General features: G+C 66.4%; 10 protein-coding genes. 4 read left to right on the top strand and 6 right to left on the bottom strand.

All coding sequences use genetic code 11. The features are described from left to right. Positions 1 to 94: 94 nt before the first annotated feature. On the bottom strand, positions 95 to 976 hold the full coding sequence (locus ACLMAL_RS23515) for an Lrp/AsnC family transcriptional regulator (protein ID WP_412001049.1): 882 nt from the start codon (positions 974 to 976) through the stop codon (positions 95 to 97). A 29-nt stretch (positions 977 to 1,005) separates the two neighbouring features. On the opposite strand from ACLMAL_RS23515, the gene ACLMAL_RS23510 reads away from it, so the two are divergent. Next, entirely contained in the window at positions 1,006 to 1,692 is a 687-nt protein-coding gene (locus ACLMAL_RS23510) for an isopenicillin N synthase family dioxygenase (RefSeq protein ID WP_412001048.1), read from the top strand. A 108-nt stretch (positions 1,693 to 1,800) separates the two neighbouring features. On the opposite strand, the gene ACLMAL_RS23505 is transcribed toward ACLMAL_RS23510, so the two are convergent. The 5 genes from ACLMAL_RS23505 to ACLMAL_RS23485 form a co-directional block, all read right to left on the bottom strand. After that, on the bottom strand, positions 1,801 to 3,255 hold the full coding sequence (locus ACLMAL_RS23505; RefSeq protein WP_412001123.1) for an NAD-dependent succinate-semialdehyde dehydrogenase: 1,455 nt from the start codon (positions 3,253 to 3,255) through the stop codon (positions 1,801 to 1,803). A gap of 55 nt (positions 3,256 to 3,310) precedes the next feature. Continuing rightward, positions 3,311 to 4,654, bottom strand: coding sequence for a 4-aminobutyrate--2-oxoglutarate transaminase (gene gabT, locus ACLMAL_RS23500; protein ID WP_412001047.1), 1,344 nt, complete (start codon positions 4,652 to 4,654; stop codon positions 3,311 to 3,313). A 149-nt stretch (positions 4,655 to 4,803) separates the two neighbouring features. Beyond that, positions 4,804 to 6,393: an APC family permease gene (locus ACLMAL_RS23495; RefSeq protein ID WP_412001046.1), complete on the bottom strand. Its 1,590-nt coding sequence runs from the start codon at positions 6,391 to 6,393 to the stop codon at positions 4,804 to 4,806. Further along, positions 6,383 to 7,273 (bottom strand): universal stress protein, encoded by an 891-nt coding sequence (locus ACLMAL_RS23490; protein WP_412001045.1) that lies wholly within the window; start codon positions 7,271 to 7,273, stop codon positions 6,383 to 6,385. Before ACLMAL_RS23490 ends, ACLMAL_RS23495 begins: the two co-directional genes overlap by 11 nt. Positions 7,274 to 7,286: 13 nt before the next feature. Continuing rightward, positions 7,287 to 8,717: a gamma-aminobutyraldehyde dehydrogenase gene (locus tag ACLMAL_RS23485; protein WP_412001044.1), complete on the bottom strand. Its 1,431-nt coding sequence runs from the start codon at positions 8,715 to 8,717 to the stop codon at positions 7,287 to 7,289. A 133-nt stretch (positions 8,718 to 8,850) separates the two neighbouring features. On the opposite strand from ACLMAL_RS23485, the gene ACLMAL_RS23480 reads away from it, so the two are divergent. From ACLMAL_RS23480 to ACLMAL_RS23470, 3 genes are all read left to right on the top strand, one after another. Continuing rightward, positions 8,851 to 10,377, top strand: coding sequence for a PucR family transcriptional regulator (locus ACLMAL_RS23480; protein WP_412001043.1), 1,527 nt, complete (start codon positions 8,851 to 8,853; stop codon positions 10,375 to 10,377). Between the two features lie 132 nt (positions 10,378 to 10,509). After that, on the top strand, positions 10,510 to 10,995 hold the full coding sequence (locus ACLMAL_RS23475; protein WP_412001042.1) for an Lrp/AsnC family transcriptional regulator: 486 nt from the start codon (positions 10,510 to 10,512) through the stop codon (positions 10,993 to 10,995). A 143-nt stretch (positions 10,996 to 11,138) separates the two neighbouring features. Further along, positions 11,139 to 12,527, top strand: a complete 1,389-nt coding sequence (locus ACLMAL_RS23470; RefSeq protein WP_412001041.1) for an aspartate aminotransferase family protein — start codon at positions 11,139 to 11,141, stop codon at positions 12,525 to 12,527. Positions 12,528 to 12,632: the final 105 nt, after the last annotated feature.

Here is a 12,632-nt window from a genome sequence, read left to right as displayed (position 1 = left end):
CACAAGCGCATCGGCTGGTGCGCCACCGAAGCAGCAAACGAGACGCCAAAGCTATGCACAGCATCCGACAGCCGCAGTCCTCGGGAAGGTCATCTCATTGAGAGGGGTGAGGCGACCGGGGCCGGTGTGCCCGGGCGGCCATAGGTTTCGGGTGCGCGAGAATGTTGCCTGTCATGAGGGCGCCAGCTTGCTTGAGGCGGTGAAGTACCGGTGAGAGTTCGAAACTGTGGATGCCCTCGAGCGCGGCCATGGTGGTGGTCAGATACCGGTAGAGGTCGCCGGCGCTGTCAGCGGTCAGCACAGCGAAGATGTTGAATGGTCCGGTGATAGCGGCGGCGTAGCTGGTTTCTTCGTGCTCGGCGACCGCGAGGCCGATGGTTTCGAGGTGGGCGGGTGATACTCGCAACCATAGGAATGCGGCGGTGCGGGTGGGCGTGGCGGCGGGTGCGATGTCGAGGTCGAAGTAGAGGATGCCGCCGGCTTGCAGTGCGGCGATACGGCGGGTCACCCGGCCGATGCTCATGCCGGTGGCGCGGGCCAACAGCGTGTAGCTTGTCCGGCCGTCTCGGGCCAACAGCTCCAGCAGCGCGTGGTCGGTACCGCGCAACTGGAGGTCGTCGTCGGTGTATTCGTCGGCGGTGGTACAAGTTTCGCCCTGCGCCGCGTATTGCCGTCCTCGCCAGTCGGCGACATCGCGGCGTACGAAGCGGTGCAGGATCATCGCGGCCGCGATGTCGTGCACCGGGGCGCTGCGCTGCAACCGCTGTACCAGCAGATCGTCCCGGTCTTGTTGACTGCGTGGATGCAGTGAGAAGACGACCTCGGCGCCGGCGGCGGCGACGCTGATCCATGCCGCGTCGTCGCGCCGGCCCAACGCCTCGGCTACCTGGAGCGCGCCGTCCGGACCGGCCGGGCGTATCAGGATTCCGCAGAATCGGCGGATCGGCCGCACACAGCCTGGACCAGAAAGCTCCACCCGATCTGTGTGAAATGTTCTCCGCGCATGTGACCGGAGACCTGAGCGACCAGGAACGCGCCCGTCTCGGTGACTATTGGGCATCATGGAAACTGGCCAACGTGTGGCCGCAATTCCCGGTGAATTTCGAGCAGACATGGCACGAGTACATGGCGGCCCTGACGCACCTGTCAGCAGACCTCATGCGGTTGTTCGCCCTGGCTCTCGAACTCGACGAACGTTTCTTCGACGACACATTCGACTGTCACGTCTCCTCGATCGCCGTCAACTACTACTACCCGCAACAGCGAACACCGCTGCCCGGGCAGCTACGCCGTGGCGAACACACCGATTGGGGAAGCCTTACCATCCTCTACCAAGACAGCGACCGAGGAGGTCTACAGGTTCGCCAGGGCGCGAGCCAATGGTGTGACGTCCCAACCATTCCCGGCGGGTTCGTCGTCAATATCGGTGACCTCATGGCCCTGTGGACTGCCGGCCGGTGGGCATCGACCATGCACAGGGTCGTCAACCCGCCACCGGGAGACACGTCCGCACGCTTGTCGATTCCGTTCTTCTACCTGCCCAACCATGATGCGGTCCTACACCCGATCGCCGCAGTCACCGACTCGGGCTCTTCGGATTCGATCGGCGTATCGACTGCCGGACAATGGATCTCACGCAAGATGCAGAAAACATTCGCAGCCGATCCGCAGGACTATGCGGACGCCGATTGAGTGCCGGGCAGGTCTCGGCGGAGATCAGCCGGAAACGCTCCCGCGGCCCCTCATCTTCGCCGCGGGTGCGGGCTGACTCCGCCGGCACCGTCTGGCGTGCGGTGATCGCTACTGCAACGCGATGTATTTGGTCTCGAGGTATTCCTCGATGCCCTCACTGCCCGCCTCGCGGCCGAGGCCGGATTGCTTCACACCACCGAACGGCGCGGCGACGTCGGAGATGATGCCGCGGTTCACCCCGACCATCCCCGATTCGAGCGCCTCGGCCACCCGCAGCGCGCGGTCCAGGTCTGTCGTGTAAATGTATGCGGCCAAACCGAATTCGGTGTCGTTGGCCGCGGCGATACCCTCGGCTTCGCCGTCGAATCCGGTGATCGGGGCCACCGGTCCGAAGACCTCCTCGCGCAAGATCCGCGCGTCGGCGGGCACATCCGCCAAGACCGTCGGCTCGTAGAAGTAGCCCTCTGCTTCCGTATTCGCGCCGCCGGTGGTCACCACCGCACCCTTCTCGACCGCATCGCGCACCAGCTCGGCCACCGTGGTGCGCTGCTTCTCGCTGATGAGCGGCCCCACCTGCACACCGTCGAGGTGGCCCGGCCCGACCTTCAGTGCGCGCATCCTTGCGGTCAGCATCGTCGTGAACTGTTCGCGCACCGCATTATCGACATGGAAGCGGTTCGCCGCGGTGCATGCCTCGCCGGTGTTGCGCATCTTGGCAGCCATGGCGCCGTCCACCGCCGCGTCCAGGTCGGCGTCCGCGAACACCACGAACGGCGCGTTGCCACCGAGCTCCATGGACGTGCGCAGCACGCGCGTCGCCGACTGGGCGAGCAGGAGTTTCCCGACGCCGGTCGAGCCGGTGAAGGTCACCTTCCGCAGCCGGTCGTCGGCGAACATCGGGTCGGTGAGCTGTGCGGCCTGCGAGGTCGGCAGGATCGACAGCACACCGGCGGGCAGTCCGGCGTCGGCGAACACCTGTCCGAGCAGCAGCATGGTCAGCGGCGTTTCGGCGGCGGGCTTGACCACCATGGTGCAGCCCGCCGCGAGGGCGGGCGCGATCTTCCTGGTGCCCATGGCGAGTGGGAAGTTCCACGGCGTGATCGCCAGGGTCGGACCGACCGGCTGCTTGGTGACCAGGATGCGCCCGGTGCCCGAGGGCGACTGCGTGTAGCGGCCGTTCACCCGGACCGCTTCCTCGGCGAACCAGCGCAGGAACTCCGCGCCGTAGGTGACCTCGCTGTAGCTCTCCGCGAGCGGCTTGCCCATCTCCAGGGTCATCAGCAGCGCGAAATCGTCGCGGCGCTCGATGACCAGTTCCCAAGCGCGTCGTAGGATTTCCGAGCGTGACCGGGATGATGTTGCAGCCCAGTCCTTTTGCACGCGAGCAGCGGCCGCCAATGCGCGTGCGCCGTCGGCAGCGGCCGCATCGGCCACCTCGACGAGTACCGCGCCGGTCGCCGGATCGTGCACCGGGAAAGCGCGGCCGCCTTCCGCGGGCACTTGCTCGCCGGCAACCCACAGTCCGGTCGGCACCGCGGCGAGCAGGGCAGCCACATCACGCATCGTCAGGTTCTCCTCGATCACTTCGAAAGGGTTTGTCGTCAATGCAAGGCGTCGGTCAGCCGGCCAGGCGGCGCAGCGCGTCGGCCAGTACATCGATGCCGTCGTCGAGCAGCTCGGCGCCGATCACCAGTGGCGGAAGCAGCCGGATCACATTGCCGTTGGTCCCGCACGTCAACAGCACAACACCGGCGGCGAGCGCGGCCGCGGCAACGGCTTTGGTGAGCGCCGGATCCGGTTCGGTGCTGCCCGGCCGCACGATCTCGATCGCGAGCATGCCACCGCGACCACGCACCTCGCCGATCACGCCGACCTCCTCGGCCAGCGCCCGCAATCGCGGCACGACGGCGGCCTCGATGGCCCGCGCCCGCGCGGGCAGATCGAGCTCGCGCATCACCGACAGCGTGGCGAGCGCGGCCGCGCAGGCGACCGGATTACCGCCGTAGGTGCCACCGAGACCGCCGGGGTGCACCGCGTCGAGCAGTTCGGCCCGTCCGGTGATGGCCGCGAGCGGCATACCGCCCGCGATCCCCTTGGCCATGGTGATGATGTCGGGCACCACACCCTCGTGCTCGCTGGCGAACCAGGCGCCGGTGCGCGCGAACCCGGTCTGCACCTCGTCCGCGATGAAGACGATGCCGTTGCTGCGCGCCCACTCTGCCAGTGCCGGAAGGAAACCCGGTGCCGGGACGATGAACCCGCCCTCGCCCTGGATCGGCTCGATGATCAGCGCGGCCACCGAAGTGGCACCGAGCTGTGCCTCGATGCGCGCGATCGCGCGCTGTGCCGCCTGTGCGCCGGTCAGCCCGGCCTCGTCGCGGTACGGGTAGGAGGTCGGCATCCGGTAGATCTCCGGAGCGAAGGGCCCGAAGTTCGTCTTGTACGGCATCGACTTCGCGGTCAGGGCCATCGTGAGATTGGTGCGCCCGTGGTAGGCGTGGTCGAACGCGACGACCGCAGCGCGTCCGGTGGCCAAGCGCGCCACCTTGATCGCATTCTCCACGGCCTCCGCGCCGGAATTGAACAGCACGGTGCGCTTCTCGTGGTCACCGGGTGTCAGCGCGTTCAGTTCCTCCGCCACCCGCACGTAACCTTCGTACGGCGTGACCATGAAGCAGGTGTGGGTGAACCGGGCCACCTGCTCGGCGACCGCCGCCGCGACCGCGGGATGCGAGGCCCCCACGCTGGTTACGGCAATGCCGGAACCGAGGTCGATCAACGAGTTGCCGTCGACATCGACGATGACGCCGCCGTCGGCATCGGCCGCATACACCGGCACCGACGAACCGACGCCCGCCGCGACCGCGGCCTTGCGGCGGTCGGCCAGCGCCGTCGACCGCGGCCCTGGCATGGCGGTGACGATAGTGCGCTGCTGCGCCAGTCGGTGGCCGATGGCGATCATCTTCGGGCTCCTGTCCAGTCGAAATGTCTCTATCTAGTCTCGGCGCAATCGGCTCTCCGAACCAGCGCCACTTCGGCCATGCGCCACCCCTACACGCGCCATTTCGTCGTTGCACGCGGAAGGGCGGCCTATGCCGCCGGCGCTCGGGTCTACCGCTTGTCCACGCGGATCACTACGGCGTCATCGCTGATGACCGGGGTCTGTCTGGTGAGCGTGTTGTCACGGAAGAACTCGGGGTTGCGCCACCGCATCACCGACATCAGCACCGCGCCGAGGCACAGCATCCCGAAGCCCATGAAGAACACCAGTCCGACACCGCCCACCGACGCGCCGCTGCCGTTGTCCGGGTTCATGCTCTCGCGCACGGAGATCACGAACACCGTCGCCAGCATCAGCCCGCCGAGCAGCGGGAACAGCAGTTTGAAGACGGCATTGCGGACGCTGCTGAACAACTCCCCGCGGAAGTACCACACGCAGGCGAAGGCCGTGATGCCGTAGTACCAGCAGATCATGATGCCCAGTGCCGCAACGGTATCCAGCAGTGTGTGCTCCGAGAGCAGCGTGACCACGGTGTAGAAGACGCCGGTGACGACGCCCGCGACGATGGTGCTGAACGACGGCACCAGGAACCGCGGGCTGACCTCGGCGAACTTATTCGGGAACGCACCGTAGGCGCCCATCGCGAGCATGGTCCGGGCGGCGGGCAGGAACGTCGTCTGCAGGCTCGCCGCCGAAGAAGCGAGGACCGCGAGCATCAGCAGCGGCCCGGCCCAGCCACCGAGCACCGGATCGGCGAGCGCACCGAAAACATTGCCGGCATTCTCCTCGTTGCCGAGGCCGAGACCACTGGCACCGACACCGGCATACATCATCACGGCGACCGCGACGAGCAAGTAGGTCAACAGGATCGAGAGCACGCAGAGCAGCCCCGCACGCCCGGGCACCTTGGTCGGATCCTTCGACTCCTCGCCGAGAGTCAGGCAGGTGTCCCAGCCCCAGAAGGCGAAAATGGAGCCGGTGAGGCCGACAGCGAACGCGCTCAACGTGATTCCGGTGAACGGGTTGAACCAATCGAAGCTGAAGCCGAGTGATCCCGGTGCCGCGCCCCGGCCGACGTGCACGAGCGCGACCACCGCGAAGGCGAGCAGCACGATCATCTGGAAGCCGACGAGCACGTATTGGACGTGCTGACTGGTGGTGATGCCACGACTGGCGATGAAGGTGGCGACGGCGAGGAACAGCAGGGTCGTCGCGATATTGATGCCCTTATTGCCCGCGAGATCGGCGATACCGGGATCGCTGAAGATCCTGGCGAGGAAGAGATAGCAGAATTCCACGGCGATCGAGGCCAGATTGGACAGCACGATGACCGAGGCCATCACCATGCCCCAGCCGCACATCCACCCGGTATAGGGACCGAAGGCCTTGGCGGACCAGGTGAACGACGCGCCGCAGTCGGGCACTCGCGAGTTCAGCTCGCGGTAGGCGTAGGCGGTCAGGAACATCGGGATGAAGCCCGCGATGAGAATGGCGGGCATCTTCAAGCCGACGGCGGCCACGATCAGGCCGATACTCGCGGTCAGCGTGTATCCGGGCGCTACGCACGAAATACCCAGTACCGCACCGGCCAAGGTGCCGACCTTGCCCGCCGCCAGCCCCTTGTCGACGAACGGCTCGGCGGATGCTGCCACGATCGGACCGGAGGCAACGGGCGGTGGGACAGCAGTGTCACCGGCCATGGTCGTTTACCCCCTCTTTCGGAACCACGACCATGGGTACCTGGAGGACCCGCAGCATCTTCGCGGCGGTAGAGCCGAGGAACAGGCGGCGGGGTTGGGCGAGTCGGCTGGAGCCGACCATGATCAGGTCGCCGTCGTGCCATTCGAGCTTGTTGACGGCGGCTTCGACCGTCGGACCGTCGGTTGTCGAGGACGTCGCCGGAAAGTCTTCGGGTAGTTCGGATTTCGCGCTGTCGAGGGTTTCTCGTGCGTGTTCGAGCGCGCGGTTGCGGACCGCGGCGGGCAGATCGTCGGCGCGGCGGGAGCCGTGCATCGGATCCAGGGCGACCAGCGAGACCAGCCGCAGCGGCGTGCCCGCCGCTCTGCTGGCGCGGACGGCGATGTCGAGCAGGAGATCCGCGCCGGGGCGGTCGCCGATGGCACAGGTCACCTCGCGCACCCGATCGACCGTCGAATGACGGGTGCCGCGCGGCGCCAAGGCCAGCGGGACCGGCGCCGAATGCAGCAGGTCGCCGGCGACCGAACCGAGGGAGTGGCGGCCGATCAGGCCGTCACCGGCGGCGCCGATGACGATCGCCGAGGCAGCCAATTTCTCGGCCTGTTCGATCAGACCGGCGGCGAACGATTCGTCGAAGCTGATATGTGTCTCGACCACAATGTCGTTCGGCACCGCTGCCGCCGCTTCGGCCAGCCATTGCTGCGCCTGCTCGACGAGCACATCCTCATATCCGCCGGTCGGCACCGCGCCCGCCGCCACCTGATCCGGCGGCAGCACCATACAGATATCCAGCTGCGCATCCAAGGTCCGAGCAAGCCGGATGGCAAGCGCCACACCGTCGGCGCCGCTCGGGGTGGCGAGGTAACCGACCACCAACCTCATCTGCGTACCCGCCCTACTCGTGCGAACTCATAACGTGCTTGACGCGGGTGTATTCCTCCACGCTGTAGGCCGAGAGATCCTTGCCGTAACCGGAGTGCTTGAACCCACCGTGCGGCATCTCCGCGACGAGCGGGATATGGCAGTTCACCCATACCGCGCCGAAATCCATTGCGCGAGTGAGTCGTTCCACTCTGGCATGGTCCTTGGTCCAGACACTCGCCGCGAGCCCGTAGCGGACACCGTTGGCGTATTCGATGGCCTGGGCTTCGTCGCGGAACGGCTGCACCGTCAACACCGGGCCGAAAGTCTCGTCCTGGACGATGGCGTCGTCCTGTAGCACCTGGGTAATGATGGTCGGCTCCACGAAGAAGCCCTTGTCGCCCATGCGCTTTCCACCGGTAGCGAGCTTCGCGTGCGCAGGCAGAGCATCGAGTTTGCGCAGCACCTCGGTGAAGTGGTTGATGTTGTTGAGCGGGCCGTAGAACGTGTCCGGATCCTCGGGCAGACCGGGCTTCAGCATTTCCGCCTTCTTCACCAACGCGTTCACGAACTGGTCGTGGATCGACTCGTGCACGAGCACGCGGGTGGCCGCAGTACAGTCCTGGCCCGCATTGAAGAACGCCGCTTCGGCGATTCCGCTTGCGGCCGTTTCGATATCGACGTCGCCGAACACCACGGCGGGCGCTTTGCCACCGAGCTCGAGATGTGTGCGTTTGACCTGCTGTGCCGCCGTCGCGGCGACCGCGATGCCCGCGCGCACCGATCCGGTGATCGAGACCAGCCCCGGCGTCGGATGGCCGACCAGCTCGGCGCCGGTTCCGCCGTCGCCGAGCACGACATTGAACACGCCATCGGGCAGGATGCCCTTGGTCAGCCGGGCCAGCACCAGGGTGCTCTCCGGGGTGGTGTCGCTCGGTTTGAGCACAATGGTGTTACCCGCGGCCAGCGCGGGGCCGATCTTCCAGATCGCCATCATGAACGGGTAGTTCCACGGTGTCACCTGACCGACCACACCGATCGGCTCGCGACGCACGTAGGAGGTGAAGCCCGCCATGTACTCGCCGGCCGACTTGCCCTCCAGCATTCGGGCGGCGCCTGCGAAGAATCTGATCTGATCGGCGCTCACCGCGATCTCCTCGGCGGCGATGACCGCCTTCGGCTGTCCGGTGTTGCGGCATTGCGCCTCCACCAGTTCATCGCTGTGCGCCTCGATGGCATCGGCCAGCTTCAGCAGTGCCGCCTGCCGCACACTCGGGGTGGTCCGGCCCCAGGATTCGAAGGCTCGCTGCGCGGCCGCCATTGCGGCATCGATATCGGCCTTGTTCGAAATCGGGGCTTGCCCGACGATGGTTTCGTCCACCGGATTCACCAGGTCGAGGGTTTCGATGGCGGACGAAGCCACGAATTCGCCGTCGATATAGTTCTGGAGCGCAGGCCTCGACATTAGTTTTCCGTCCATCTCTCGGTGCGTTGTCCGGGGTTTGCCTAGGTCAGTGTGCCTCGGGGCACATCGCGGACACCCTGCCAAGATGGATAAGACACCGGCGATTCTTCGACATTCTGTACACTCACCAGCGATGGCGGTTCCTGTTAGCTGGGTGTTGTCCCAGCCCGATCTCGCGGTGCGGTTGAAAGGCGGCGCGGCAGGCGTCGGCCGCGAGATCGACCTCGTCGTCACCTCCGAGCTCGAAAGCCCGTTCCGCTGGCTATCGGGCGGGGAACTACTGCTCACCACCGGGATGCGGCTGCCTGCCACGGGAAGCGCCCGCCTCGAGTATCTGCGCGGCCTGGACGAATGCGGTGTCGCCGCAGTCGGATTCGGCACCGGACTAACCCACGCCGAGGTGCCCGCGGATCTCGCGGAAGCGGCCGACGCGATCGGTATTCCGCTCTTCGAGGTGCCGTTGCCGACGCCGTTCGCGGCCATCGTCGAACGCGTGACCGCGCGGCTGGCACAGCTACAGCACGACGCGCTGCTGCGCGCCTCGCGCGCCCAACCGCGCATGACGAGAGCACTGGTCAAGGCAGGAGCTCAGGCCATCGTCCGCGAATTGGCCGTATCGCTCGGCGCGAAGGTCCTGATGCTGGATTCGGCGGGCGCCGTCACCGAATGCCATCCGGGTGTGCCGGATGACAACCTGCTGCCTACGGTGCGCGCGGCGCTTGCCGCGGACCCGGCCGCATCGGTGAGCAGCGTCCACACCGATACGTCGGGGATGTCGATCACGCACCAGCGCATCAGCGTCGGCCGCAGCTCCTACGGTGATCTGGTGGTGGTCAGCCCGGCACCGCTCGGCGCTGTCGATCAGATCCTGCTCGGGCACGCCAACTCACTGCTCGCGCTCGATTTCGAGAAGCCTGCACGGCTGCAAGCCGCACAGCACCTGCTCAATAGCACCGCGCTCGGGCTGCTGCTCGGCACCGACGCCGACCTCACTCCGGCGTGGGCACAGCTGGCCCAGGCCGCCGACGCACAGGGCCGCATCCGCGTCCTGGTCGCCGAGTGCGACGCCACGCGCGCGGTCGCCGGAGTGCGGATAACACTGGAAGCAGCGCTCGTCCGCGCCGGACTTCCCCTGTTCATGCACGTCCTCGAGCGTCGCGTGCTTGTCGTGTTGCCCGCCGCCAAGGGCACGGCGCTGGCCGGCAGGCTCGCGACCGAGATCGATGCTGCGACCAGAAAGCTGGTCCGTCTCGGACTGAGCGGCGCGCATCCCCCACACGATCTCACCGCGATGCTGGCGAATGCCGAGCTCGCTGCCTCCGCCGCCGAACGTGGCGGTCCCCCTGCGGAATTCACCGAACTAGCCGGTCGTTCATTGCTATCGTTCGACGCCACCAGGCAGGTGCTGAACGCGATGGCCGACACCATGCTCACCCCGCTGGTCGACTACGACCGCACGCACGGCACCGATCTGCTGAGCTCGCTGCGCGCATTCCTCGAATCCAACGGACAGTGGGAATCGGCGGCGGCCGTGACAGGGGCGCATCGGCACACGCTGCGCAAGCGGATCGCCACGGCGCAGAGTGTGCTCGGCTGCGATCTCGACAATGCCCGGGTGCGCGCGGAGCTGCTGCTCGCGCTGCTGGCGCGCGGATCCTGAGCCACGATGACCCGACACCTGCGGGCGTCACTGCGATATAAAGGTCGCCAATCGTAAAATTCGACGGATTTCGTTGTTCGAAGCGTTCGATTTCGACGCATCCGATGTTTTGACCACAACCCTCGAGGAAGGATGCAGCGTGTGAGCGACCAGGAGAACTACCGGCCCGCGCCGGTGCTCGACGACATCTCGAAGCGGATCATCGCCCAGCTCCAGGAGGACGGACGCCGGGCCTACGCCACCATCGGCAAGGCGGTCGGACTGTCGGAGGCGGCCGTCCGGCAGCGGGTCCAGCGACTGTCGGACGCCGGCGTCATCCAGATCGTCGCCGTCTCGGATCCCTTGCAGGTCGGGCTTTTTCGCCAGGCCATGATCGCGATCACCGTCGACGGACCGTTGCAGCCGGTGGCCGACGCCCTCACCGCCATGGACGAGATCAGCTATGTGGTCGAGTGCGCCGGGCGCTACGACATCCTGTGCGAAGCGGTCTGCACCGATGACGCGGCGCTGCTGGACCTGGCCTCCAACCGGCTGCGCACGCTGCCTGGCGTACGGCATGCGGAGATCATGGTCTACCTCAAGTTGCGCAAGCAGACCTACAAATGGAGCACTCGCTGACCGGACAACGAAATCCGTAGAAGTATCGACAAAAAAGATCTCAATTCGTTGGTAAACATGCAAATAGCAGCAGATTTAGTTGCGATACGCCGTACGGTGTGGAATAACCGAGTGGACCAGTCCCGCCTCCGAGGAGCCCGCACATGACTGCCACGATCGACTTCCATCCTCTTGCCGCCCCGGATGCCTCCCGCGTCATCCGCGACCACCTGTGGATGCATTTCACCCCGCACACCGGCCTGACCGGCGCGGACGTTCCGGTCATCGTGCGTGGCGAGGGCGCCTACGTCTGGGACTCCCACGGCAAGCGGTACCTCGACGGACTCGCGGGCCTATTCGCGGTGCAGGTCGGCCACGGCCGCGAGGAACTCGCCGAGGCGGCGGCCCGCCAGACTCGCCAACTCGCCTACTTCCCGATCTGGGGCTACGCCCACCCGACGGCGATCGAACTCGCCGAACGTCTCGCCAACGCCGCACCCGGCGATCTCAACCGGGTGTTCTTCACCGTCAGCGGCGGCGAGTCGGTCGAAACGGCGTGGAAGCTGGCCAGGCAGTACTTCAAGCTCGTCGGCAAGCCGACCAAGCACAAGGTGATCAGCCGTTCGATGGCCTATCACGGCACCTCGCTCGGCGCACTGTCGATCACCGGAATCCCCGGCGCGAAGGCCGATTTCGAGCCACTGGTGCCGAGCACCCAGCGGGTGCCACACACCAACTTCTACCGCGCCACCGAACACACCGACGACTACGAGGCCTACGGCCGGTGGGCCGCGGACCGGATCGAAGAGGCCATCGAATTCGAGGGCGCCGACACCGTGGCCGCGGTCTTCCTGGAGCCGGTGCAGAACACCGGCGGCTGTTTCGTGCCGCCCCCGGGATACTTCCAGCGCGTCCGAGAGATCTGCGATCGGCACGACGTACTGCTCGTCTCCGACGAGGTGATCTGTGCTTTCGGCCGCCTCGGCCACGATTTCGGCGCCAAACGCTTCGGCTACCAGCCCGATATCCTCACCACCGCAAAGGGACTCACATCTGGGTACGCCCCGCTGGGCGCGGTGCTCGTCAGCGACCGGCTGATGGAACCGTTCCAGCACGGCGCCACCTTCATGCACGGCTCCACCTACGGCGGCCACCCCGTTTCCTGCGCGGTCGCACTCGCCAACCTCGATCTCATCGAGCGCGACGGCATCTACGAGCACGTGCTCGCCAACGAGTCCGCCTTCCGATCCACCCTGGAAAAACTCTCCGACCTGCCCATCGTCGGCGATGTCCGCGGCACCGGCTACTTCTATGCGGTGGAGCTGGTCAAGGACCGCGACACCAAGGAGCGGTTCACCGACGAGGAGGCCAACCGCATCCTGAAGGGCTACGTCTCCAAGGCCATGTTCGAGGCGGGCCTGCACTGCCGCGCCGACGACCGCGCCGAACCGGTCATCCAGTTGGCCCCGCCGCTGATCTGCGATCAAACCCAGTTCGACGAGATGGAACAGATCCTGCGCCACGCGCTCACCGGAGCCTGGGCCCAGCTCTGAGCCACGCACGGCAGCCGATTTACACCGTCGGCAATGCCCAGTCGGTTCCCGAAGCGAAGGCGGCGACGCGCGGCTCAACGAGGTGCTCGAGTTCGACTGACACCG

It is taken from the genome of Nocardia sp. CWNU-33 (assembly GCF_046764895.1).
In the GTDB taxonomy this organism is placed as follows: Bacteria; Actinomycetota; Actinomycetes; order Mycobacteriales; family Mycobacteriaceae; genus Nocardia.
The sequence above is the reverse complement of the archived record's forward strand: the minus strand, read 5'-3'. Positions and strand labels throughout refer to the sequence as shown.